The sequence below is a fragment of the Haloparvum alkalitolerans genome, from assembly GCF_050122995.1.
GTDB lineage: Archaea > Halobacteriota > Halobacteria > Halobacteriales > Haloferacaceae > Haloparvum > Haloparvum alkalitolerans.
The window spans coordinates 1-23464 of sequence record NZ_JBNLIA010000006.1; the positions used below are offsets into that span (position 1 = coordinate 1).

General features: G+C 56.3%; 22 protein-coding genes. 10 read left to right on the plus strand and 12 right to left on the minus strand.

Annotation, left to right across the window (positions count from 1 at the left end; genetic code table 11):
* Window positions 1–2349 (plus strand): Eco57I restriction-modification methylase domain-containing protein (locus ACQE3L_RS08265; protein WP_426963352.1); only part of this gene is annotated, 2349 nt, incomplete at its 5' end.
* 49 nt (window positions 2350–2398) lie between these two features.
* Here ACQE3L_RS08265 and ACQE3L_RS08270 read toward each other — a convergent pair.
* Both ACQE3L_RS08270 and ACQE3L_RS08275 read right to left on the minus strand, forming a co-directional pair.
* Complete coding sequence (locus ACQE3L_RS08270; protein WP_321170479.1) at window positions 2399–3076, minus strand: site-specific integrase; 678 nt, start codon at window positions 3074–3076, stop codon at window positions 2399–2401.
* Between the two features lie 299 nt (window positions 3077–3375).
* Window positions 3376–3726 carry a hypothetical protein gene (locus ACQE3L_RS08275; RefSeq protein ID WP_426963353.1) on the minus strand — a complete coding sequence of 117 codons (351 nt, stop codon included), beginning with the start codon at window positions 3724–3726 and terminating at the stop codon, window positions 3376–3378.
* Window positions 3727–3825: 99 nt separating this feature from the next.
* Between ACQE3L_RS08275 and ACQE3L_RS08280 the strand changes: the two genes are divergently transcribed.
* Window positions 3826–4260 carry a TRAM domain-containing protein gene (locus tag ACQE3L_RS08280; protein ID WP_426963354.1) on the plus strand — a complete coding sequence of 145 codons (435 nt, stop codon included), beginning with the start codon at window positions 3826–3828 and terminating at the stop codon, window positions 4258–4260.
* A 152-nt stretch (window positions 4261–4412) separates the two neighbouring features.
* Window positions 4413–4685, plus strand: a complete 273-nt coding sequence (locus ACQE3L_RS08285) for a hypothetical protein (RefSeq protein WP_049804983.1) — start codon at window positions 4413–4415, stop codon at window positions 4683–4685.
* A gap of 84 nt (window positions 4686–4769) precedes the next feature.
* Here ACQE3L_RS08285 and ACQE3L_RS08290 read toward each other — a convergent pair whose 3' ends face one another.
* Together ACQE3L_RS08290 and ACQE3L_RS08295 are read right to left on the minus strand one after the other, a co-directional pair.
* Window positions 4770–5465, minus strand: coding sequence for a nucleotidyltransferase domain-containing protein (locus ACQE3L_RS08290; protein WP_426963355.1), 696 nt, complete (start codon window positions 5463–5465; stop codon window positions 4770–4772).
* A complete protein-coding gene (locus tag ACQE3L_RS08295) occupies window positions 5462–6136 on the minus strand; it encodes a helix-turn-helix domain-containing protein (protein ID WP_426963356.1) in 675 nt (224 codons plus the stop codon). Before ACQE3L_RS08295 ends, ACQE3L_RS08290 begins: the two co-directional genes overlap by 4 nt.
* Before the next feature lie 405 nt (window positions 6137–6541).
* On the opposite strand from ACQE3L_RS08295, the gene ACQE3L_RS08300 reads away from it, so the two are divergent.
* Window positions 6542–7360: a ParA family protein gene (locus ACQE3L_RS08300; protein WP_426963357.1), complete on the plus strand. Its 819-nt coding sequence runs from the start codon at window positions 6542–6544 to the stop codon at window positions 7358–7360.
* Complete coding sequence (locus ACQE3L_RS08305; RefSeq protein WP_426963358.1) at window positions 7357–7764, plus strand: DUF8160 family protein; 408 nt, start codon at window positions 7357–7359, stop codon at window positions 7762–7764. Before ACQE3L_RS08300 ends, ACQE3L_RS08305 begins: the two co-directional genes overlap by 4 nt.
* A gap of 109 nt (window positions 7765–7873) precedes the next feature.
* Here the strand turns inward: ACQE3L_RS08305 and ACQE3L_RS08310 are convergent, their stop codons facing one another.
* The 5 genes from ACQE3L_RS08310 to bioB form a co-directional block, all read right to left on the minus strand.
* Window positions 7874–9310 (minus strand): amidase, encoded by a 1437-nt coding sequence (locus ACQE3L_RS08310; RefSeq protein WP_426963359.1) that lies wholly within the window; start codon window positions 9308–9310, stop codon window positions 7874–7876.
* Window positions 9311–9577: 267 nt separating this feature from the next.
* Window positions 9578–10237: a dethiobiotin synthase gene (bioD, locus tag ACQE3L_RS08315; protein WP_426963360.1), complete on the minus strand. Its 660-nt coding sequence runs from the start codon at window positions 10235–10237 to the stop codon at window positions 9578–9580.
* Window positions 10234–11436 (minus strand): aminotransferase class I/II-fold pyridoxal phosphate-dependent enzyme, encoded by a 1203-nt coding sequence (locus ACQE3L_RS08320; protein ID WP_426963390.1) that lies wholly within the window; start codon window positions 11434–11436, stop codon window positions 10234–10236. The genes bioD and ACQE3L_RS08320 overlap by 4 nt, the downstream gene beginning before the upstream one ends.
* Window positions 11437–11451: 15 nt before the next feature.
* On the minus strand, window positions 11452–12498 hold the full coding sequence (gene bioU / locus ACQE3L_RS08325) for a (S)-8-amino-7-oxononanoate synthase BioU (RefSeq protein ID WP_426963361.1): 1047 nt from the start codon (window positions 12496–12498) through the stop codon (window positions 11452–11454).
* A gap of 21 nt (window positions 12499–12519) precedes the next feature.
* Window positions 12520–13635: a biotin synthase BioB gene (gene bioB, locus ACQE3L_RS08330; RefSeq protein WP_426963362.1), complete on the minus strand. Its 1116-nt coding sequence runs from the start codon at window positions 13633–13635 to the stop codon at window positions 12520–12522.
* Between the two features lie 177 nt (window positions 13636–13812).
* Here bioB and ACQE3L_RS08335 point away from each other — a divergent pair, with 177 nt between their 5' ends.
* Window positions 13813–14067 carry an ATP-binding protein gene (locus ACQE3L_RS08335; RefSeq protein WP_350338644.1) on the plus strand — a complete coding sequence of 85 codons (255 nt, stop codon included), beginning with the start codon at window positions 13813–13815 and terminating at the stop codon, window positions 14065–14067.
* Window positions 14068–14267: 200 nt separating this feature from the next.
* Here the strand turns inward: ACQE3L_RS08335 and thiC are convergent, their stop codons facing one another.
* Together thiC and ACQE3L_RS08345 are read right to left on the minus strand one after the other, a co-directional pair.
* Complete coding sequence (gene thiC / locus ACQE3L_RS08340) at window positions 14268–15716, minus strand: phosphomethylpyrimidine synthase ThiC (protein WP_426963363.1); 1449 nt, start codon at window positions 15714–15716, stop codon at window positions 14268–14270.
* 211 nt (window positions 15717–15927) lie between these two features.
* Complete coding sequence (locus tag ACQE3L_RS08345; RefSeq protein ID WP_426963364.1) at window positions 15928–16836, minus strand: DMT family transporter; 909 nt, start codon at window positions 16834–16836, stop codon at window positions 15928–15930.
* Between the two features lie 226 nt (window positions 16837–17062).
* On the opposite strand from ACQE3L_RS08345, the gene ACQE3L_RS08350 reads away from it, so the two are divergent.
* The gene (locus ACQE3L_RS08350; RefSeq protein WP_426963365.1) at window positions 17063–18739 is read left to right on the plus strand and encodes a transposase; all 1677 of its coding nucleotides are present in this window, start codon (window positions 17063–17065) and stop codon (window positions 18737–18739) included.
* Window positions 18740–19029: 290 nt separating this feature from the next.
* Here the strand turns inward: ACQE3L_RS08350 and ACQE3L_RS08355 are convergent, their stop codons facing one another.
* Window positions 19030–19818, minus strand: a complete 789-nt coding sequence (locus tag ACQE3L_RS08355; protein ID WP_426963366.1) for a TrmB family transcriptional regulator — start codon at window positions 19816–19818, stop codon at window positions 19030–19032.
* An 83-nt stretch (window positions 19819–19901) separates the two neighbouring features.
* On the opposite strand from ACQE3L_RS08355, the gene ACQE3L_RS08360 reads away from it, so the two are divergent.
* The 3 genes from ACQE3L_RS08360 to ACQE3L_RS08370 all read left to right on the plus strand — a co-directional run bounded on the left by ACQE3L_RS08360 (window position 19902) and on the right by ACQE3L_RS08370 (window position 23333).
* Window positions 19902–20234: a DMT family transporter gene (locus ACQE3L_RS08360; RefSeq protein WP_426963368.1), complete on the plus strand. Its 333-nt coding sequence runs from the start codon at window positions 19902–19904 to the stop codon at window positions 20232–20234.
* Window positions 20235–20328: 94 nt separating this feature from the next.
* Entirely contained in the window at window positions 20329–21576 is a 1248-nt protein-coding gene (locus ACQE3L_RS08365; protein ID WP_426963391.1) for a digeranylgeranylglycerophospholipid reductase, read from the plus strand.
* 80 nt (window positions 21577–21656) lie between these two features.
* On the plus strand, window positions 21657–23333 hold the full coding sequence (locus ACQE3L_RS08370) for a transposase (RefSeq protein ID WP_426963369.1): 1677 nt from the start codon (window positions 21657–21659) through the stop codon (window positions 23331–23333).
* Window positions 23334–23464: the final 131 nt, after the last annotated feature.

Here is a 23464-nt window from a genome sequence, read left to right on the forward strand (position 1 = left end):
ATGCAATGCATTGAGTATTTCCAGCGGCTCGAAGCTGAGGGGCAAGGCTGGGAGTTGGAGAGTCGTAGCCGTGAAGAATTGGAGAGAATAGAAGAGGGACATGGAGGGGTCTCACTTTTCGCAAAGCGTTCTATCATCCTTCACAATCTCTATGGAGTCGATATCGAGGACGGGGCAGTCGAAATCTGTAAACTACGCCTGTGGCTGTCGATGGTCGCTGATATCGAGGACGAACCGAACGAGGTCGAACCCCTCCCAAATATTGATTTTAACATCCGTCAGGGTAACTCGCTGATCGGGTTCACTGAGCTCCAAGAAGTCGCACGGGAAGATGCTGGCGACGCGTCACTCTCGAATTGGGGTGTCGGAATTGCAGTCAAAGATCTCTATGAGGATGTCATCCGGGAACAGGACCGGCATCGAGCTGCGGATTCTGCCCGTGAAGCGCAGAATGCCCGTAAAATGGCTGAACGAAAAATCGACACCCACAGCGAGGAGCTTAATGAGAAGATCCGCGATCAGTTCAACGAACTTGTCGACGAGGATATTTCTCTTGAGGAATTAGAGGAGTTCTCACCGTTTCATTGGGTGCTCGAGTTCGCGACAGTCTATCGGGAAGGCGGCTTTGATGTCATCATTGGGAACCCACCGTGGGATGAGCTGAAGCCATACCGGACGGACTTCTTCCCAAAGTACGATACTGAGTTTCGTAGCCGCCCACCAGGTGAAAAGGACAAGAAGGTAGAGGAACTCTTAAAGAACCCTGAAATCGCTGCTGAATGGGAGAAGTTCCAGCGTGACAAGGAACGGCAAGCGACCTATATCAACCAGAGTGGAGAATACGAGTACCAGACACCAAGCGTAGAAGGACAACAGGTTGCACGGACGAACGACCTGTCCCTACTGTTCTTTGAGCGAGTCTATGATATCGTCAGAGACGGTGGTTATGTTTCACAGTTGCTTCCTGGTCCGTTCTTCAATGCCGCCGCTGGAAAGGATTTGCGAGTACATGCATTGGAAGAGTCTGAGATTCAGAGTATCATCGGATTTGAAAATCGCGGTATCTTCTCCGATATAGACACTAGGTATAACTTCGGTATCGTTACGCTCCGAACAGAGGGAAGCACTGATACTGTCCACGGAATCTTTCATCAGACTTCCGTTGATGTTCTTCGGTCAATTGACGATGTAGCTCTAGAAATTCCAGCGCGAATCCTCAAAGAGTATTCTCCTGGAGCTCGAATTTTTCCCAACATCGAGGACCAGCAGGAGGTTTCAGTGCTGGATAAAATTCTCCAGACACCACCATTGGCGACTGAAATTGAAGGTGCTTGGCGAACGGTCTTGTACAAGGAACTGGATCGAGGACGAGATCGGGATAGATTCATCGAAGACGAATCCAAAGGGGATTATCCGGTCTATCAGGGAAAGAACATTCACCAATTCTGTTATGAGTCGACTTACGTCGACGATCTCAAACCCATCTCTTTGTGGAGTGTCGATGAGGATAACGAGGAGCTGAGCGCGAAGCGTCGCATTCGAGAGAAGAACTTCCGTGCCCGGGACGATGCGATCAGCCTGAAGAAGGCTATCTACAACAAGTTCGCTGATGACCCTGAGTTCCGCCATCTCCCGGCAAGTTCGCAGAAGCGGTTCGTCAATCGGTTGCTAACAGAAGAATTCGACCGCCCCGAACTTTCTTTGGAGGACATCCGTCTCCATAGTTCTGAGTACCGGCTTGTGCTCCGTGAAGTCGCTCGTGCAACCGACGAACGGACGCTCATTGCGGCTGTAATCCCACCGGGTGGAGTCGTAGTCCATACGCTGTACACGGTTCGGCCATTCGAAGCAAACCCTACCAAGGACGACCTTTCGGAATTCCCGATGCACAGTGCTTACGACCGTGTTTTCTCTGATAAGGAGCTTTTCGTCGCACTTGGGCTGATCAACAGTATCCCGTTCGATTTCTTGATGCGGACAAAGGTCGATTCCCACGCCTCGAAGTACAAGTTTGAGGAGTCACAGGCTCCTCGTCTCACTGACGGCGACGACTGGTTCCACTACATCGCTGATCGAGCGGCGAAGCTCAACTGTTATGGTGAGGAGTTTGCTGAGATGCGTGAGCGACTCGGCGGGATTGAGCCGGCGACGGATATGGAGACTCGGCGTGAACTACAAGCCGAAGTCGACGCAGCCGTGTTCCACGCATATGGGCTGGATGTGGAGGAAATGCAGTTCGTCCTTGATGACTTCCATCGGGTGTCGAATCCTCGAATTATGACGGAAGCGTACTTCGAGAAGGTCGCTGAGAAATACACTTATCTTGGAGATGTAGGCCCGATGGAGTAATCACTGAAATAGCGCTACGCCTGGTTCCTGAATATCAGTGGGTTCAGATTTACTGATGAATACTGTCCAGCGCTCGTCGGGTCATAGCTCCATCGACATTTAGATATTGACGTGCGGTCGTGATGTCCTCCCACCCGAACATTGCTCGGAGTGCGGGAAGATCCAAGCCTCTTCCTGCATGGTACGACGCTGCTGTGGCACGTAATCCATGTAATGAGGTTGCGTCGTTAGACAATTCTGGGGACAATTTCAGGGCCGTTTCTAGACGTCGCTGTAAGGTCGAGAACGAATACGGCCAGCCACTATGTTCGTCGAGTAACAATTCAACCGCAACTCGAACCCGATACGAAAAGTGGTACGGAACTGTTCGAGATGCGGCTTCTGTTTTCGGGAGCCAATAACGCTCAGCAAAGCTCTGAAAATCCGTATTGGGATTGTGATCTAGCCGTTGTTTCACCGCCTGCCGGCAGTATCCACAGATGCCACCATCCCGTCCCTTCGTACAGTTTTCCTGTGTGGGAATCTGGATCATTTGCCGCTCTAGGTCAACCCACGATTTCGACAAGTGCGTTGTTTCTCCTGGTCTAAGTCCAAGACGGCCTCCAAGGAGAATGGCCGCTCGTGTTTCGAGTCTCTGTTGTGTATCATCTATTCGCCCAGCACCTTCTAACAGTAGTTCGAACTCGCGTTCGCTAAGGGCCCTCTCTCGTGTTGCTACCATATCCATTGCTGTCTGTCGATACAAAGATAATCCGCTTCTTCTTCGAGTGGCAAGGTGAATCGGTTCACAGCCGCCAGAATTGCCGTCTGATATGACAGGAAGTACTTATGGGTGCCCTCCTGACGAAGCGTATGGGACTCTTTGAGACCTTATTTAGCTCATCCACTGGGGACACTGACCCTCAGGCACAGCAACCGAGTCAGCACGAAATCTTCCCCGAGGACAAGTACAATGTCGCATACGCTGTAGCCGCTCGGCGTGAAGAAATTCGGGCGTTAGAACACCTTCTAGGAGCGGATCAGACCTCACCTACCGCCTTGGAGGCTGAGCCTTTCCTTCAGGATATAATCGAAGATATGGAGCGGGATCGGGAATACTCCCTCCGCCTTCGCACCTCTGGGGAGGAGCTCGTCGACGATATCCGTGAACTCATAGGGCATTGGGACAATCAGGTAGATGAGCAGATAGGGACGATTTGGTGGCCTATCGGAGCAGATACGAGGTTCAGGTTGTACCTCCATTATCTGGAACTCCGTGCTGACGCGGAGGATGACCAATTTTCGTTCCCGGAGTCTGCTGGACAGGTTCACACTCTCGTCCAGCGTGGTCTCAGTGCAATAGAAGATGATGACGACTCGAAGCTCGCTGTAGTCCATAAGCGAGACATTCCTTGGGAAGAACCAGCTGAGGACAGCTGATCCAGTTCGCTCCTTCTCAAAGAGACCGATTAATTGTATCCAGTATCAAACCCAGTTATGGTAGAAATATCAGACTCCCTCTGTTCGATTTTCACTGCGAAAATTAAGGAGGAGGATGGCACTTTCGTCATCGAGATTCCTCCGAGTGAGATCAAGCACGGGGCGCTGACCAGTGATGAAACGTATCGCATCGCTCTCCTTGATTCCTCCTCCGAAGCTGAATCAACATCCCCACAGGCCCCACGGCATCCCGCCTCTCAGGGGAGCACGAGCCATGATTCATCTAGTCCTCCTGTTGATGAGGGAGAAGTGCGCGACGTGACAATCGAAACCATCGGTGATCAAGGAGACGGTATTGCGAAAGTCGAACGGGGGTACGTCGTGATCGTCCCCGGCGCTCAGCCCGGTGAGGAGCCAACAGTCGAAATCGAACAAGTTCAGGAGAACGTCGCGTTTGCGAGCATTGTCGATAGCGATCCGCGAGCACTCTAACCTGTTGTCCCTTCTGTGGATCGGTCTTCTTCTCGGTAAACCATCGGTGTGAGAAGGCTCCGTTCGCGTTTGTCTGATGGAGGTGGTTCTGAAAGTCACGTTTTCTCCACCCGTTCGCGATGGCACAACCTTCCAACCCCGATATTCAATCTATGACAAAGGAACCGATTGAGGTGCTTGACGACCTGGCTGACCAGGTCGCCGATGAGTTCGAGGCGTATAGACAGCCGGACGAATTCAAGGATGTCTCGCTCGTGATTGAGAACAGCGACAAGGAGCGTCCGACGCTAATCGTCCACGTCGATAGGGAGGATGCGGAGTCCTTAGCCGACCGTATTGATGAGTTCCTCCGCGAGCACGGTGCTCGTACTGAACGGGAACGACACTCAGCTACGGATGTCCGTGTGTTAGCGACGATCGACTGACAACTCCCCTCCAATTTTTTGACTGACTGCAAGCACCGTTGAAGGGCCTTATCTTCACTTCTGGCCAAGGGAGTCCCGACCGATTCAGCTCAGCTGGTCAATCTGTGCAGACAGATACTCGTGGAGAGCGGTGACCGTTTCTTCTGAGATAGCTGAGGCCCCGAAGTCACTCCGAAATCCGTGCTCGAGTTCGTCGCTCTCCAAGATATCCAGTCCACGCTCAAGTTGCTCCCGTAGGGCATTGTCGTCCCCTCGCCGCAGATGGGGCGTGACAGCGTTGAGGTCGATTTCTTCAGCCACTGCCAGGACGTCTCGGAGGTCCGCTTCTCGGCCACTGTGGAGCTTTGCCGCCACGAGGACGGCCCCATCGATGACTCTGGCCGTCGTCGTCACTGTGCCCCCGCTCACCTCCTGTTGGTGGCTGTGGTCGTACAGGTAGTCGAACGACCACTGTGCCTCCGTCTGGCGACACCCGAGTCCGTTTACCAGGAGATCGAAGCCGATCGGCTGCTGCGGCGTGAGCCGCTTCTCGTACTCGATTACTTCGGTGTCGTAGTACCATTTCTTGGCGTGACTGTCCGTTTCCTCGAACCCCTGCTGTTCGAGGAACTCGACGAAGTCAGCCTTGGAGTCCGGCGCGACGACGATATCGAGGTCCGTGGAGAAGCGAGCATTGAACGCTGAGACAGCGTAGCCGCCGACAAGAACGTACTCGTGGCCCTGTTGGGTGAGCTCCTCGAGCAGTTCGATGAGCGCGTCACTTCGGTTGTTGAAGCTCATGGCTGTGCCCGTTCGGTCTCTCGATACGTGACGCCGAGGTCGAGGTCCTCGTACATCCGGTCGAGCATCGCGAGCGCCGACTGGAACTGGGCGTAGTTCTCGCGCATGTACTCGATTGTCTCTGCTCTCGGGATCACTGGGTACCCTTCGACGTGCTCGATATCGAGTGACGCGCGTGGCTCGAGGACGATCTGCAGCGGTCCGTCCAACTCGTCTCGGGGCTGTCGTTCGAATGCGGTCGGGAGGTCGAACCACTCGAAAAATGTCACCCAGGCGTCGACGTCCTGCTCACGAACAGCGAGGAACAGTGGATAGTCGTCGGGCTTGCGACCGACCTGGTAGCCGCCCTGGGTCCACACGTAGACGGCGTCGATCCGTGTGAATGCGAACGGCCAGTCACCGAACTGCGGGATGACGTAGGCCTCCTCGATGGATGGTGGACTGACGCCGGCGCTGGCAGCGACGAGCTCTCGTGCTGCGTCCCTCACGCGCTCGTCGACGACTGAGAGGCCGTCGTCATAGCGGACGTAGCCTGCGTCTTCGAGTCGGTTGACGGCCTGTCTTACCGTCTCGTACGGCGTGTGGAGGTGTTGGGCGACACGACGGATGGAGTCACCACTCTCGATAGCGAGGATGACCTGCGCCGCGGTGTCGTCGAGTACCTCGTACATCTGGTGGTTACCAATAATCCGGTAACAGTTAAAAGCCTTACTCGAATGGCCATGAAGTCACTATCTCTCCATACTCTCGAAGGTAGTCCTGATTCCCGCTGAAAACACGTGGAACGACTATAACGAATCCAACGAGCAAAACGAACTGAACGAGAAAAACGAATGTATTGAACGCATCCTGAGGAACGAACTGGGACCCTCTACTCGATGAACAAAACGAGAAAACGAACGTAACGAACAGAACGAATTAATTGATGGCAACGAGTGCGTTTGCTTCAACGAGTGGAACGAACAGTTGGTTTTAACATCGTAGTAATCCTCTCACCGAGTGAAACACCCTCACCGAACGCACCGAACTAAATGAACAAAACGAACGAAACGAACACAACGAGAGAAACGAAGATAATGACCGACACCAATACCGCACGAATCACGGTGGCGAATCAGAAGGGAGGCGCGGGGAAGACAACCGACGTCATTCATACTGGCGGCGCACTTGCCGCCCGAGGTCACGACGTCCTCTTGGTCGATATCGACTACCACGGCGGGCTCACCTGCTCGCTTGGCTACAACGATCTGTACTACGATACCGACCGTACGACGCTGTTCGACGTCCTCGACTTCGACCAGATGGAGTCGGTGAACGACATCATCGTCGAGCACGAGGAATTCGACATCCTTCCCGCCAGCGAGAAACTCGCGAACAACAAGAACATCCAGACGCTGCTTGAGGCGCCGAAGAGTCGCGAGCGGTTGGAGATGACTCTCGACGAGCTCGACAAGGACTACGACTACATCATCGTCGACACGCCGCCATCCCTGAACGTCCTCACCGACAACGCCCTGGTCGCGACCGGCAACGTCGTCATCCCCGTCATTCCCGAGAAGCTCAACGCCAACAGCCTCCAGATTTTCGCAAAGCAGCTGAGTTCCCTCGAACAGGCGTACGGAGACATCAATCGGCTCGCGATTGTCTGTAACCGCGTCGAGCAGAACGCTGAACACCGCGACACCATCGAGGAGATCAAGTCGGCGTACTCCCTCCCGGTGTTCGAGATCCCGAAGCGGACTGACCTCTCTCAGTCGATTGGCGAGGGTGTGTCTGTCTTCGGCTTCGGCAAGGAGAACCAGCGCGTCGAGGATGCACGCGACCTGTTCAACGAGATCGCCGACCTGTTCGACGAGACGTTTGAGAAGACCGTACCTGAGGAGGTGAAAGCATGACCGACGGCTGGGGTGATGCTTCCGGCATCGAGGGCAACTACGAAGAGGAGGACGACGAGGCTGATTCCAGCGAAACGAGTGAGGTGAGTGAAACGGTGGAAACCAGTTCATCGACCGACACGACCGAATCGACTTCAACGAGTGAAACGAACGAAACGAGCAAAACGAAGACGAATATCAAGGACGAGTGGAACGGGCGGACGATCTACATTCCCGACGATGTCCTCGACGAAATGGAGGATACCTACCTCGAGTCCCAGCTAAAGCTCCGCAAGGCGGGCCAGGACGAATTTAAGAAGAACCGCCACTTCTACCCGCTACTTGTCCAGTTCGGTGTTGAGGCGCTCTCTGAGGCAGATGCTGAGGAAATCCAGGCTCGGCTTTCGGAACTCGATGAGGATTGATTTTGCCAGGATGAGACGCACAGCTGTTGTGGGTAACCGCCACAAACCATCAACGTATTCGCGCAATTCTGTATGTTCTCAATAGTCCCAAGTAACAGAGATATCCTGATTAGAGCCGCTCGACGGCTCCTGCGACAGCGATCCCAGTGGCCTCATCGTTCCAGTCGGTGACGACTTGAAGGCCGACTGGTTTCTCAGAGACAGTTCCACAGGGGACAGAGACAGCTGGCGTCCCGCTGCAGTTGAAGGGGGCAGTGTTCTCCACGACTCGAAGGAGTCCGTCGAGGCCTTCGATCGTTCCGAATTCGGGGGCAGGCATCGGTGTCGTCGGTGTGACGAGCGCGTCGTAGTCGTCGAGTGTTTCCCGAACAGTCCGGGTGAAGTCGCGTTGCAGCCCCTTCGCTGCGACGTACGCTGATCCGTCGCCATCGGCAACAGTACCGTTCGTGACGAGGAGGTTAGCAACGTTTTCGCCGAAGTCACCGCGGTCGTTGGCGGCTACCAGTGCTTCACGAATCTCTTCAGTCGTTCCAGTACCGGTTGCGAGAGAGGCGCCGTTCGACCCGACGAACGCTGCAAACTCCAGTCCGGCAATGGCGCCGACAACTGGTCCCATCATTTCATAGCCCGGAAGCGACGTTTTCTCAATGGTCGCTCCCGCGTTAGCGAGCCCCTCGACCGCTGCTGAGACGCAATCACTGACGCTGTCCTCGCTCGTTGCCATTGCTTCGCTGACAACGCCAATCCGGAGGTCCTCAACCCCTTTGTCCACGACGCTCACGTAGTTCTCGGGTTCGGGAGTGCCTCGCGTGGATGGGTCGTCGATGTCCGGTCCAGCGATAGTCTCGAGGACGCGAGCAGCGGTTTCAACATCTCGAGCGAGTGGCCCAACGTGGTCTAACGACTGTGAGAGGTCGATGACACCGAATCGCGAGACACGCTGATGGGTCGGTTTGATGCCGATGACGCCACAGAATGATGCGGGAATCCTAACCGACCCACCGGTGTCGGTCCCCAGTGCTGCATCTACGAGGCCGGCGGCTACGGCTGCGCCGCTTCCGCTCGAGGATCCTCCGGGAACACACCCATCGACAGCAGGATTCTCGACACGGCCGTGTGTGCACGTCTCACCGGTGATGTAAAATGCGAACTCGTCCATGTTCGTCGTGCCAACCAGCGTTGCGCCGTTATCGACAAGCTGCTCGACGACAGTCGCGCTGTGCGGCGGCTCAAACTCGAATCCTGGGGAGCCACAGGTGGTTGGCGCACCTGCGACGACGATGTTTTCCTTGACCGCCACGTCAAGGTCCGCTAATCGGCCATCGCCCTCGCCGTACTCGAACTGATGACGGAAGGCGTTGTACTCATCGTCGCCGAGAGTCGGATCGACCCGGTAGTCACTCTCAATCGATTTTGGGTCAAGTGCGTTGAACTGCGCAGCTTGGTCCAACGTTGCCTCGAGATAGGCTGATACTGCCTCGTCATCGACGTCGATCCCATATCGTTGAGCGACTGACTCGATAGTGGCTCGGTCAATATCGGACATACAATGTGGGTGGTACTACATAACAAATAGCTGCGGGTAGCGGAACTCCAGATCGACCGCACACAACGAAATTTGGACGGGAGCTCATTGACCTGATGTCTCTCGCAGCGCACGCCTTAGACAATCACGCCGTTGGCACCGTGATAACTCAATCTAGGCCTCATCTCTTCTCGGATGACAGAAGTTGAGACTGGTTGTCTCAATGCATACGGCTTTGAGGCGGATCAATCCCGGAATCTGTCAATTCATCTGCGTCCGTCGTAGGCGCTATTCAGGTAATACGCTCGGCGGAAGGTTTTCCTTTACCGCTGTCACCGCCTTGCCCGGCGTGTCAAGGTCGAGTCCCGGCACTGTGTACACAGGCAGATCGACCATCGATTCGAGTACGTCGGGGTTCGTCCGCTCGGCGAGCGTTTCGCCAGCGTAATCGTTAAGGACCACACCGCACACGTCAAGGCCGCGCCGTTCGAGAGCCTTGACGGTCAGCGCGCTGTGATTGAGCGTGCCGAGTCCCGAGCGTGCGACTACGAGCGTCGGTAATCCGAGATCGGCGGCTAGGTCGACGACCTCCTTCCCCTCAGCGAGCGGCACCCGGAGACCACCAATCCCTTCGACGACACCCGGGTCGGCAGCCTCTAGTTCGCTCCGACAACCCTGTAGGATCTCGTCATAAGAGAGGGCAGCATCTTCTATGTCTGCGGCAACTGCCGGGGCAAGCGCGGGTTCGAGATAGCGCAGGCAGACACTGGCGTCCTCGCTTCCCGCGGCTTCGGCGACGAAGCCAGCGTCGTCGTCCGGTGGAAAGCCAGTCTGTGCGGGCTTGATACCGACTGCATCGCGGCCGCGGTCGCGGAGCCAGCCCACGAGGCCAGCAGTGATGACAGTCTTGCCGACACCTGTCCCGGTGCCAAGCACGGAGAGACTCATCGCAGCCCCACCTCCTCGCCGGCGGCCTCGAACGCGTCGAGACAGCGGTCGAGTTGCTCGCGCGTGTGTGCGGCTGTGGGAGCGACGCGCAGCCGTGACATCCCCACCGGAACGATCGGCGGGCGGATGGCAGGGGCGAGCACCCCGCGGTCGCGGAGCGCTTCATCGAGCGCGACCGCATCCTCCCGGTCTCCGACCAGCACGGGCAGGATGTGGGTCTCACCGAGCACCTCGAAGCCGAGGTCCTCAAACCCCGACCGGAGGTAATCGGCGTGATCCTGGAGCGTCTGGGGGCGGTCCGTCTCCCGTGCGATACGTAGCGCCTCCTGTGCGGCACCCGCCGCAGGCGGGGAGAGCCCGGTCGAGAAGACGAACGAACGGGCCGCATTCGCCAGGTGCTCGATGAGCATCTCATTCCCGGCGACGAACCCGCCCTGGGCACCGAGCGCCTTCGAGAGGGTCCCCAACTGGACATGAATCCGGTCTTCGAGTCCCAGCTGACCGACCATGCCGCCGTCGTACACGCCCGTCGCGTGGGCTTCGTCGACCATCACCCACGCGTCGTGGCGCTCGGCGGCCGAACATATCATTCTGAGTGGAGCGATGTCGCCATCCATGCTGAATACCGAATCTGTCACGACCAGCCAGGATTCCTCCCCATCTGCTTCGCGGGCACGGCGATCCATGGTCGCCCGGAGGTCGCTGGCGTCACAGTGGTCGTACACCTCGATATCGGCGCCGGAGAGCCGGCAGCCGTCGATGATGGAGGCATGGTTGAGTTCGTCGGAGAAGATCGCGTCGGGGGCGAGCGCCGTAATCGTCCCAATGTTGGCGGCGTACCCCGAGGAGAACGCCAGCGCACGCTCGGTTTCTTTCGATTTGACGAGTGCGTGTTCGAGCTTGCGGTGAGCGGATGTATCGCCCACGACGAGCCGGCTGGCGCCCGCGCCAGTGCCGACTTCATGGGCTGTCCGGGCGGCTGCCTCGGCCAGTCTGGCGTCTCCCGCGAGCCCGAGGTAGTCGTTGGCTGCGAACACCAGCATTTCCTCGGCATCGGCGTCGAAGGCCGGTACGTCGGCACCGGGGTCGGGCACCCGGCGAGCCCTCGGCTCGACACGGTCGACAGGAGCGAGGTCGCGACGGAGCCCACGCTCTTCCCGGGACTGGAGGCGTGCTTCGAGGTCGAACCCTCGATCCATCTGCTGCTGCACTGTTCAGAACCCGGGCATGAGCTCGGCAGGCCCGTAGACGCCGTAATCGCCGGTCCAGTTGCGGCGGACGGCAGCCTTCAGGTAGCCAAGTGCAGGGCCGTTCACGTTGGCTTCCATGCTCGTGTCGTCGTCGAGTTCGAACGTGTTGGTACCGACCTCGCCATCGAACGTGCGACCGGTGACTTTGACGGTCGTCGTTGTGGGCTTCTCGTCGTTGCGAAGGTCAAGGACGCCGCCGACGGTCACGTCCTCAGCGTCGCAGATACCTGCCCGTTCGAGAAGCACGTCGTCGGCGTGCTCCATGTCGTTGAACTCGATGACGCCGTCGTGAGCGTCGACGATTTCCTCGATCTCCTCGTCCGAAAGGGCACGTGCCGATTCGATATCGTAGTCGGGGAGGTGGGCGATGTCCTCGCGGACGGTGCCGCGGTTGTCCTCGTAGCCGGATTTGAGGCCGACGCCCCACCAGATTTCGACCTCCTCGATCTCGATGAACGACTGGGCGGCGAGTGCCGCCACGCCCGTGAGGAGGCCGGGTGTCGCGCCCGCACCGCAGACAAATGTGATGCCTGATTCTTCCAGTTGTTCCTCGCGGTCGTCGAGCATGCCGATGACACGTGAACGCTTGAGCACGTCGACGAGGACGCCCTCGTAGCCTGCGTTCGCGAAGCGCTCGGCGACAGTCGGAATGAAGTCGTGTTCGAGGTTCGGCAGCGCGATGAGTACCGCGTCGATGGCCTCGTATTCGGCGATGATGTCCTCGATGGGCGTCTCCGTCGGCTCGGCCTGTGCGGAGGCGACGACGCCCTTGTCGTCGCCGTGTTCCTTGATGTCGTCACCGCCGGATTCAATGGTAGTCCCGCCGTCGGAAGCGATGTTCCCCTCCGTTGCGGCCAGCAGTTCGTCCACATCAAGGCCGTCGTGGTTGACGGCAACCCCATGGCGGTCGCAGGCTGCGATAGGGGTGAGTTCGTCTTTGTCCGCGGAGACTTCGAGTGCGCGACGGCCGATACCACCAGTGCCGAGAACGGCGAAGTTGATGTCGTTCATAGCTGTTGCTGTATCTCTGTGTTAGTCATCAGACAGTTCCGCCTTACTCGTGGCTGTCCCGACCGCCATATCCGCGGGGTCGGCCGAGTCGCCATCACGGGATTTCACTTCTTCCGGGTCGAAATCGTTGACCTCGGTATTGGGCTCCATGCCGGCCTGCTCCATCATCTCGATGTCGTCGCCGGGGGACTGGCCCTCGGTTGTGAGGTAGTTCCCGGTGAGGATGCCATCCGCGCCGGCCTCGAAGGGAAGGTGTTGCTCGTCCTCAGCGAAGTTGACCTCGCGACCGCCGGTGAGCCGCACTCGCGCGTGCGGGTGGAGCAGTCGGTAGACCGCGATGGTCTTGATGGTCTCCGCCGTGGAGATGAGTGCTTCCTCTCGGTCGTCGAACATCGTCCCGGCGACCGGATTGAGGATGTTGACGGGGAGCGAGGAGACCCCGATGTCCTGGAGCGCGATGGCCGCGTCCACGCGGTCGGTAGGCGATTCGCCCATGCCCAGGATAACGCCGGCACAGAGGTCCATACCGGCTTCCTTGGCGACTTCGAGCGTCTTCACGCGGTCTTCGAAGTCATGGGTCCCGACGATTTCGGGGAAGAAACGCGGCGAGGTTTCGATGTTGTGGTTGTAGTGATTGAGCCCTTCGTCCGCGAGAATCGCGGCCTCTTCTTCGGTGAGGATCCCGAGGGAGGCGTCGACTTCGACGTCGGTTTCGTCTCGTACTAAGCGGATTGCGCGGATGACGTCGTCCCACTCGTCGGGGCGTTTTTCCTTGGAGACGCCTTTCTCGGCGACGACGACGCCAAAGCGCTGGGCGCCGTCGCGTTCGGCTTGCTTGGCCGCCTTGAGGATTTGTTCGGGGTCGAGAAAGCCGTAGGTGTCGATACCAGTGTCGAAGTGGACTGACTGCGCACAGAACCCACAGTCCTCTGCGCAGTTGCCCGCCTTCGCGTTCACGATGGAACACGCGTCGACAGTGTCGTCGCCGAGCTGGGAGTGGACGTAGTCCGCTCCCTCGGCGAGGGGCTCGACCGGCTGGGCAATCAGTGCGAGTCCATCCCGGCGGTCGAGTGTCTCGCCGTCGAGTATGCGGGCGACAGCGTCGTCGACGGTGCGATTTCCTGTCTCGTAAACCACGCTAGCCAAGCCAGTTGACGAAGATATAATTCTTGGGTTTCCATTCACGGCAGTGCTCAGATAAGGATGGAGGGTGAGGCGGAGCGAGGTCGAGGCGATTGATCTTGCGGAGACAGTGAGTGCTGGCAGACCATTCCAACAGCCGATACGACGCTGGTCATCGACATAGAGCAAACGATTCAGGCTGATGCGAGTCGGCTCCGGCAAGTGGTGGAGAATTTGATTTGGAATGCGGTCGAATACGGGATTGCGGACGTGCCTATGACGATTGGTGAGTTGAAGGACGGCTTCTACGTGGCAGCCGCTGGGCCGGGTATCTCTGAAGACGTAGGTGAGCAGGTGTTTGAATTGGAGGACTCAACCAACGGTGAGGGCCTGGGCTGTATATCGTCAAGCAGTTCGTTGCCGCTCACGGGTGGGAGATCACCGTGACCGACAGCGACGAGGAAGGCGCACGATTCGAAATCACTAGTGTCCAGACTGATAGATAGACGCTCTGAGTCGGTCACGCTACAATGGTTGAAATAGACCGAGAAGAATCGGTAAGTACAGGATACATAGTCAGCACAGGTTTCGAAGTCGCGATCACTCGTATTGAGTGGCCCAAAAATAAATTTCAGAACTGTTGAAGGTTAATCGTCTGCGTGTGATTCTGCAGGAGTAAATGTGACACCATTGATTTCGACTTCATCAGGAACGCGACTCGTGTCATGGGTTCCAACCGGCGGGAGATTCACATCCGCAGCAGGCGAAGCGTCAAGGTTAGTCTCGTCATCAATCGAAGACATCTCACCGTCGGCATCCCGTGCGTCCTGATCAATTCGCATCGAGCAGAACTCGACACCACACATCGAGCAGAAACGAGCTTCCTTGTAGTTGTCGCCAGGCAATGTCTGATCGTGGTATTCTTGGGCACGCTCGGGATCCAGTGCGAGTTCGAATTGCCTGCGCCAATCGAACTCGTAGCGCGCTTCGGAAAGTGCATCATCCCAGTCGCGTGCACCCGGAAGATCATTCGCGACGTCAGCAGCGTGGGCTGCAATCCGATAGGCTGCGAGACCGTCTCTCACGTCCTCTTCGTCAGGGAGACCGAGATGTTCCTTCGGTGTAACATAACACAACATCGCCGCTCCTGCACGAGCAGCCTCGGTCGCCCCAATCGCGCTTGTGATATGATCGTAGCCCGGCGCGACATCGGTGACTAGCGGGCCGAGGACGTAGAATGGTGCACCGTCACAGACGTCTTGTTGGCGTTCGACGTTATCGGCGATCTCGTCTATTGGGACGTGTCCGGGGCCTTCAACCATGACTTGGACGCCGTGGTCCCATGCGGTCCGAGTCAGTTCGCCGAGTGTGTCGAGTTCGGCGAACTGGGCTTCGTCGCTCGCATCTGCGAGACAACCGGGACGGAGGCCATCGCCCAATGAGAACGTCACGTCGTGTTCCGCGAAGATTTCGCAGATTTCCTCGAACTTCGTGTACAGCGGGTTCTGCATCCCATTCTCTTCGATCCACTGGGCTAGAATAGACCCCCCTCGCGAGACGATTCCAGTCTTTCGGCCGTCTGTCAGTGGAAGATGTTCCATCAGCACGCCTGCATGGATAGTCATATAATCGACGCCCTGCCTGGCTTGCTTCTCGATAATGTCGAGCAGCAGTTCGTGGGTGATTTCGGCGGGACTGTCAACACGCTTGACAGCCTCGTAAATCGGGACGGTTCCGACCGGCACGGGTGAATGCTCGATATTAGCGCTACGGATGTCATCAAGATCCTCGCCGGTTGAAAGGTCCATCACAGTGTCGGCACCATAGTGGACCGCAGTGTGGAGTTTCTGGAGTTCGCCTTCGATACCACTAGTCGTGTCGCTATTGCCAATGTTCGCGTTGACCTTTGTAGAAAATTCCCGTCCTATAATCATCGGGTCAAGCGATTCGTGCGCATGATTGTTCGGAATGACGGCTTGTCCGTCGGCAACCTGCTGTCGAACAAAGTCCGGATCATAGTTTTCGCGCTCGGCAACTCGTTTCATAGCAGATGTGATTTCGCCTGCTTTGGCCAGCTGGATCTGAGTCTTTGCCATCAATAACCAAGTTATACTACTAAGTAATATAGCCTATGGGAAGGACGACTTGTATTCGCCACTCTGTAGCGGAGTGAGATTTGAGTAAAACTACTTTCTGCGAGCGTGTCATAGAAAAGTTCACGCACAGTTTCTTTTCGGGGTAGTAACTAGTGAATCTCCTGCTAAACTCTCCCGCGTACCGGTCATGGAATCCGGGTCGAGTTTGTTGTTACGTAGCGGAGTAGCAGGTATTGAGTATCACTTCTCTTTCGATGAGTACGAACCCGACGAAGATGATGAGGAAGCCAACCAGACTCACGGTCGCCAATCGGTTGTCGAACAGGACCAATCCGATCGGTGCTGCGACGATTGGTTGCAGATAGAAATTGAGACTCGTCCGAGCAGGCCCGATTCTGTCGATGAGTTCGAAATGGACGGCGTACAAGACGGCTGTCGCGAGGAGGCTCTCAACGACAACGCCAGTAATGGCGGTGGACGTCCACGTAATCGCGGTCAGCGAATAGCCGAAGACGACGGCGATACCGTGGTTTACGACCGCAGCAAGGAGCACACCCCACGCGGTGAGCGCGAGTCGGGGAAGCGCTGGTTGCACCCGTTGGGTCAGCACGGTGCCGAGTGCGAATATCGCAACGCTCCCGATCATCAGTCCGAATCCGATGAGACGGTCTGCATGAATGGCTGCTGCCGACGGCTGGGCGACGATACCGACTCCAAGGAATCCGAGAAGGATGCCGAATGCGTCGACGATGTCGAGCGAGGCTGTCGGCAACAGGAGGACGGCGAATCCCGTCGTCAGGACTGGCATGAAACTGTAGGCGATCGCACCGACGGCGCTGGTGACGTACTGCTGGCCGGCGAACAAGATGGCGTTCATGACACCGAGCGTGAACACGCCGACGACCCCCACGCCGAGCACATCGCGGCGCGTGCGGGGGAGCCAGTACGTCGAACGCCAGCCGGCGACGGCGAGTAACGCCACGCCGGCGATGTCGAGGCGGAGTGCCGCGAACAGTAATGGCGGCACGTCCGGCATGCCCAGCTTCGCGCCGACGAAGACGAGCGCACCACAGACGCTGTATATGCCGAACAGGAGGAGGTTCTGATACTCGGTCCTCACTGGTTTTGCTTTCCGCTCACCGATTCATATATCATATGGTGCCCACCGTCGACTCTGTGACGGCAGTTCGATGACGAACACGCTGGCCTACTCATCGAGTCTGCACACCTACCGAACCACCGTTCCACCTCGGTCACATGAAACGAACGGCGACCGCCTGCTGAATATATCCTCTATACTGATCAGTTAGACGGATTCTTGGCCGGGTCGTGGCCAGTATCTCGTAGTGGTTGCGACCTGGGAGTCACAGCGCACGGTCTTTCGACGAATCGCTCAACAGCCGTACGTCCAGTGGCCAGTCTATGATTTGACGCCGTTGTACGATCAAACCTCACTCGCCGGATTAGAATCGGATATTCAAATCGTCTCGGAAGTCTGGTTTACTCACCACGAACACGACTCACTGGAGCAGTTCATCTGCACACTCCCAATCGCCTACTTCAGATTCGAGGCCCACGACCGCTACACGGAGTCGACGCGCTACGAGATGAACACCCTCTTTCGAGTGTTCGTGCTGAAAGAACTCCATGGATGGGACCACGAGACGGCACTCGTCGAATTCCTCGAGTGCCACCCTGAACTTCGCGAGCAACTCGAGCTCGGTAGAATTCCGAATCAGTCGACGCTGTGGCGCAGCTGGCACGAGCGCTTCACGGGTGAGTTGCGTGAGACGGTTGAGACAGCCGCCCGGACAATCCTGATCAATGCCCAGAACGCGGGTGTAAGCGTTCCGCGTGACCCAAAACAGACGCTCCCCCAACGAGGTAACGACACCGATGAGTCCGACCTAGACGGTCAGACTGTACTGGAACAGGCGGAAGCGATCACAGATCGCATCAGCCGCGTCGTTTTCCCGGCGTTCTCATTGGACCGTGGTGAGGGTTGTGAGATCCATGAGAACGCCTACTGGGACTTACAGACCTATCTCGGTCTCCGCGAGAACTTGGCTGCCAACGAGGGGGCTCGGAGCTTCATTTGCGAGTCAACGCGTGATCGGACACCACTCGGGCACGCCCATCGCGAGCATATTCGTGACCTCTCGATCGCGGAGATTCGCGAGATGTACCGCCAAGCAGTGAAACGTCTACTGGATGAAGTCGCGGAGACAGAGCAGTTCTTTCGAGCGGGAATCATCGCGATCGATATCACGGAAGCTGACCCGTTTACGGGTGACCGAAGTGGGCACAAGGACGAGATTATCGGGACGAAGGAGAAGACCGACGAATACGCCTACCAGTGGGCAACAGTCCAGTTGGTCGGCAACGCTGTCCCGCTCGTCCTTGATGCCCGCCCGGTACGGAAAGGCGAGTCACGGAAGGAGATCGTCGAGGACTTGCTGGACTCGGCTGAAGGGCTCGTCCATGTCGATAACGTGCTGATGGATCGGGAGTTCGACAGCCAGCACGTCCTGGAGATGATCAGCCAGCGTGGGCTTTCCTACGTCGTGCCGAAGCGGATGCAGACTAGCGAAAAAGCCCAGGCCAAGCGGTTGCTTCAGCGCGATCAAGACCGGTACGAGACCGACTGCAAACTCCATCTCGGCCAGAATGAATGGCATGAGACGACGCTAATCTACCGTCGGAAAGAGAACTCTGAACACGACGATCACCGGCAGTACTCGGTGTTCATGTCCAACCGGGGTGGCGGTTTTCTCAGTGAGTACGGATACCGGTGGGAGATCGAGAGTGGCTATCGGTCGATCAAGCGATTCATGGCCGCGACGACGTCGACGAATTTCGGACTGCGGTTCTTCTACTTCGCGTTCGCGTGTCTCTTGTACTCGATCTGGCGAGCAGTCGACCTACTCGTCCAAGTCGAGTTGACGGGTGAGTACGAACACGCACCGATGGTGACTGCCGATAATACGCTCACGCTGTTGAAGAAGGAGACCGGAATCGGGTAGTACGGTTCTCTACCCGTGATAGAACGTCGTCTGAGTGGCAACGCTACCGAAAGTTGTAGAAAATCGCCCATATGGTAGATATAGCAACAAGAATGCTCGTTCGGAGAGCGACCTGAAGCAGTTTCCACTCCTAGATTCGGTCGAAACCACGCATCACAGACCCGCTAACCCCACTGTAGTCTCAACTCCCCACGCCCCACAGGAGTTGAGACTGGCCTTCTCAATGCACAGAGGCAATATCGGTTTGAGTCACTTGCATCACATCACGTCTTCCTCCCATCATCACTGTCTCACTCAAGGAGGGGAACAGCATCGGTCCACAGTCGTTGGAAGTACTGCTCAAACTCGGAGACTACTTGCGAATCTTTGATCCCGATCACACCGATCCTGTCTTCACCAGATACTGGATGTAGCACATCGATCGTCGTCTCCACATTGTCCACGATATCAAACGAAAGCGCAATCTCAGGAGTCGTTCTGACAGTTATGTCTGCGGGTTGGTTTTCAATTAGATGTGGGAATCGGTCGGGGAGTACGGTAACTGCTTTTTCACTGAAGAGGAGGTCTACAGACAAATCCGTATTAGCACCCTCCAAAAAGCCTTCCACTTCAGATTGGAGTGTCTCCCACGTCGCATCCTCGTAGGGAGGCCCGACAGTTGCTTTGACAACGTTCTCCGCGGTTCGCATATGCTGCTGGTGTGCTGTACTCATTTCGTCGCTTCCGAGCGATCCAAGCCAGAAACTACTCTCTGTCGGTGGTGTCGGTAATAGGTTCGAACGGACTGTTTCTGCTTTTTCGCGGTAACGATCCCACTCTTGTTTCAGCTCATACGCTCGTTCAGCCAGAAGCCTGTCGACGACGGTTTCTGGCTGTAGGGCCACGTATCGATTTGGGTCGCTTGACTGTCTCCAAATCAGATTGCGAGCTTCAAGGCCGTTTAGCACGTCGTAGATACGGCCTTTTGGGACTCCACTAGTATCAGAGAGTTCGGCTGCCGTCACTGCTCCCGTCACGAGAAGCGTGCGATAGGCCTTCTCCTCGTAACTTGAGAGTCCAAGCTCGCCCAATTCAGTCATAGATTGTCATTGTACCTCCAAAAATATTGTAAGTGCTGTTTTGTTTCAATAGCCGTATATCGGTGGCTTCGAGACCTAACGATATGCATCCGTACGTACTGCTCGCTGGTGCAATACTCTTCGAATTATTCGGGACAACTGCCCTCAAACTCTCCGATGGGTTTTCACAACTGGTTCCCAGTATTGGGGTTGTCCTCGGATATGGGGCGGCGTTCTATCTACTATCCCTGACGTTAGAGGAATTACCGATGGGTGTTGTCTATGGAACATGGGCAGCATTGGGTATTGTTGGTGTGGCAGGTATCGGGGCCATTGTTTTTGGTGAATCAGTTGACCTGGCAGGCCTTGTCGGAATTGGCCTCATTATCGGTGGCGTCTACTGCGTTAACGTGGTGTCACAGATGTCTGCCCACTAAGAGGGAGGGCACCGGGTCTGTGTAGAAACAACCGAAAAGTGGCACTGTGTTCCAACATCTTGTTCGTCCTCTTTTGAGTAGTTGTTCTCCAATGATGTCCAACAGTTATGATGTAATCATCGCTGGGGCAGGTCCAGCGGGGGCGCAGTGTGCACGAGATCTAGCTGACCGTGGGTACGATGTTGTCGTCCTAGAAACCGAGGCAGAAGATGAGTTCCCAGCTCAAAGTAACAAATCTACCGGCGGAACGTTTGCGTCAATGATGACCTCCTTCGGCATCCCGGACGACGTCGTTATGCACGCGACTGAATCAGTAGTTCTTGAATCTCCAAATGAACACTTTATCCAGGACCAGCCGGGCTTTGTCTTGGACTTCGAGGCGTTCAAGAAGTACCTTGTCGAGGATGGTCGTCACAAGGGTGCTGAGTATCGGTTTGATGCTCGTGTTCGTGATCCGATCGTCGAAGATGGTGATCTCGTTGGTGTCCGTTATAACCGTGACCAGGAGGTCTTTGGCGAAATCGTTATTGATGCTACGGGTCCGGCTGCGCCACTAGCTAAAGATATGGGGATAGCCAATCTTGAGCGGGAGAACCACGCGATTGGTATTGAATACTTATTCGAAGGCGTCGATCTCAATCATCCCGAGTTTGCTGATCTCACTGACGCGATGATGTTGCGGTTGGACCACGAGTACGCCCCTGGAGGTTATTCGTGGATCTTCCATACGGGTGACGACACAGCAAAAGTCGGCATCTGTTATATCCAGAATGAACGCTATCAAGAAAACGCCATTCACGATCGCACCGTCGACGGGTATCTCGAACATTGGCTTGATACTGACCCACGGTTCGAGAACGCCAGACAAATCGCAGAGAGTCCAGTTCGGGGATCAGCACATGTACAGCCCCCCGGATCGATGAGTACTGATTCGTTCATGGCGATCGGTGATACTGTCCCGTCGGTTGATCCTGTCTGGGGAGAGGGAATCTACAAGTGTATGAAATCAGCTCGCGCAGCTGCAATGACAGCCGACCGCTGTCTGACGAGGACGAAAAACACCTCTGCTGAGGAGATGGGAGTCTACGACGACCTATGGAACGAGCAAGTTGCCCCCCGACAAGACCGTCGATTGATGATGACGAGGTTGCTATACCTTGCACCAAACGAACGGTACGACCGACTCATGCAAGATCTGAACAAGCTTTCTCGAGATACCCTTTCAGATATTAACGATGGGAGCAAGCGGGAAATTGTAAAACTGTTGTATCCCAGTGATCTATCCTACCTCTGGAAATACTGGCGAGAAACACAATTTGGGAGTGTCTCTTACTCCAACTAACCACAACACTTCCGCTGATGAATCCAACTTCAATCCGATCTTGATCAACTGGTCTTGGACGTTTTGCTATCAGTACCCACATGGCTATGACCCCCGAGTCGCGTCGAACAGTCTTTCGCCAAATCGCTCATTGTTCCTATGTCGATTGGCCAACGTATGGATCTAGCCCGCTGTTCGATCGCTCGTCGCTTCCCGCACTGGAGTCGGATGTCCGCGTCGTCGCAAAAACGTGGTTCCAACAAGACGAACACGAGGGCGTTGAACCATTCGTCCACACATTACCGCTTGCATACGTCCAGTTCGATCCCCACGACCGATACGCAGGCTCGACGAGCTACGAGATTGAGACTCTGTTTCGCCTATTCCTGTTAAAAGAACTCTACGACTGGGACCACGAAACCGCGCTCGTCGAATACCTCACCAAGCATCCCGATCTCTGTGATCAACTTGGCCTGGAGTCGGTCCCCGATCAGTCAACCCTATGGCGTAGCTGGCATCACCGGTTCACGGCCGAACTCCAAGACACAGTCGAGACGGCAGCGCGAACAATCCTCATCAAAGCCCAAAATGTGGGTGTCTCTGTTCCACGAGAACCAGAACGGCAGAGCCGCAGACACCATGATGAGAATGAAGAATCGGACCCCAATGATCAGACCGTATTAGAGCAGGCCGAGACCGTTACTGAGCAAGTGAGTCGCGTTGCCTTCCCAACGTTCTCACTGGACCGTGGCGAGGGTTGTGAGATCCACGAGAATGCCTACTGGGACCTCCAAACCTACCTGGGGCTTCGAGAAAACCTCGCCGTCAATGAGGGGGCTCGCAGTTTCATTCACGAGTCCAATCGGGAGCGGACACCGCTCGGCCACGCCCATCGCGAGCATCTCCGCGACCTCTCAATTGAGCAGATACGCGAGATGTACCGCCACGCCGTGAGTCGCCTCTTGGATCGAGTCGCAGAGACGGAGGCGTTCTACCGGGCTGGCATCGTTGCCATCGATATCACTGAATCAGACCCCTTTACTGGTGACCGAGATGGCCACGAAGATGAGATTATCGGCACGAAAGAGAACACCGACGAGTACGCCTACCAGTGGGCCACGGTCCAGCTGGTCGGGAATGCCGTCCCAATCGTCTTAGATGCGCGCCCAGTCCGGAAAGGGGACACACGCAAGGAGATCGTCGAGGACCTCTTGGATTCGGCAGAGGCAGCTGTTCATGTCGATAACGTACTGATGGACCGTGAGTTCGACAGCCAGCATATCCTGGAGATGCTGAGTCAACGTGGGCTCTCCTACGTCGTCCCGAAGCGGATGCAGACCAGCGAGAAGGCCCAAGCCAAGCGCCTTCTCAAGCGCGACAAGGATCGGTATGAGACCGACCGGAAGCTACATCTCGGCGACAACGAGTGGCACTCGACGACGCTAATCTACCGACGGAAAGAGAACTCCGCGCACACTGATCATCGGCAGTACTCGGTGTTCATGACAAATCGGAAGAGTGGCCTTCTCTCGGAGAATGGCTACCGGTGGGAGATCGAGAGTGGCTACAAGTCGATCAAACGGTTCATGAGCGCGACGACCTCGAAGAATTTTAGCCTCCGATTCTTCTACTTCGCGTTCGCCTGTCTCCTGTACTCGATCTGGCGAGCGGTCGATCTATTGGTACAGGTACAGTTGACCGGTGAATACGAGCATTCACCGATTGTAACAGCCGACAATACGCTAACGCTGGTGAAGAAGGAAACCGGAATCGGATAGTAACGAGACTCTCTCCGCAATAGCGGGGCGTCTGAGTGGCTACGCTGTCGAAAGTCGCCGAAATTCGCGTATATGATTGGAAGTTCAACAGAACCGCCCGACTGGAGAGTAATCTGAGTCGGCTTCCGATC

What these genes read in the sequence shown, in the direction of transcription:
- ACQE3L_RS08355 (WP_426963366.1), bottom strand. Translation starts at nt 19,818, where the DNA reads ATGACTGAATTGGGCGAGCTTGGACTCTCAAGTTACGAGGAGAAGGCC.
- ACQE3L_RS08310 (WP_426963359.1), bottom strand. Translation starts at nt 9,310, where the DNA reads ATGTCCGATATTGACCGAGCCACTATCGAGTCAGTCGCTCAACGATAT.
- ACQE3L_RS08300 (WP_426963357.1), top strand. Translation starts at nt 6,542, where the DNA reads ATGACCGACACCAATACCGCACGAATCACGGTGGCGAATCAGAAGGGA.
- ACQE3L_RS08295 (WP_426963356.1), bottom strand. Translation starts at nt 6,136, where the DNA reads ATGTACGAGGTACTCGACGACACCGCGGCGCAGGTCATCCTCGCTATC.
- ACQE3L_RS08365 (WP_426963391.1), top strand. Translation starts at nt 20,329, where the DNA reads ATGTCCAACAGTTATGATGTAATCATCGCTGGGGCAGGTCCAGCGGGG.
- ACQE3L_RS08285 (WP_049804983.1), top strand. Translation starts at nt 4,413, where the DNA reads ATGACAAAGGAACCGATTGAGGTGCTTGACGACCTGGCTGACCAGGTC.
- ACQE3L_RS08370 (WP_426963369.1), top strand. Translation starts at nt 21,657, where the DNA reads ATGGCTATGACCCCCGAGTCGCGTCGAACAGTCTTTCGCCAAATCGCT.
- bioU (WP_426963361.1), bottom strand. Translation starts at nt 12,498, where the DNA reads ATGAACGACATCAACTTCGCCGTTCTCGGCACTGGTGGTATCGGCCGT.
- ACQE3L_RS08320 (WP_426963390.1), bottom strand. Translation starts at nt 11,436, where the DNA reads ATGGATCGAGGGTTCGACCTCGAAGCACGCCTCCAGTCCCGGGAAGAG.
- ACQE3L_RS08360 (WP_426963368.1), top strand. Translation starts at nt 19,902, where the DNA reads ATGCATCCGTACGTACTGCTCGCTGGTGCAATACTCTTCGAATTATTC.
- ACQE3L_RS08290 (WP_426963355.1), bottom strand. Translation starts at nt 5,465, where the DNA reads ATGAGCTTCAACAACCGAAGTGACGCGCTCATCGAACTGCTCGAGGAG.
- ACQE3L_RS08280 (WP_426963354.1), top strand. Translation starts at nt 3,826, where the DNA reads ATGGTAGAAATATCAGACTCCCTCTGTTCGATTTTCACTGCGAAAATT.
- bioD (WP_426963360.1), bottom strand. Translation starts at nt 10,237, where the DNA reads ATGAGTCTCTCCGTGCTTGGCACCGGGACAGGTGTCGGCAAGACTGTC.
- ACQE3L_RS08305 (WP_426963358.1), top strand. Translation starts at nt 7,357, where the DNA reads ATGACCGACGGCTGGGGTGATGCTTCCGGCATCGAGGGCAACTACGAA.
- ACQE3L_RS08275 (WP_426963353.1), bottom strand. Translation starts at nt 3,726, where the DNA reads ATGGACTACAGCGAGCTTCGAGTCGTCATCATCTTCTATTGCACTGAG.
- thiC (WP_426963363.1), bottom strand. Translation starts at nt 15,716, where the DNA reads ATGGCAAAGACTCAGATCCAGCTGGCCAAAGCAGGCGAAATCACATCT.
- ACQE3L_RS08270 (WP_321170479.1), bottom strand. Translation starts at nt 3,076, where the DNA reads ATGGATATGGTAGCAACACGAGAGAGGGCCCTTAGCGAACGCGAGTTC.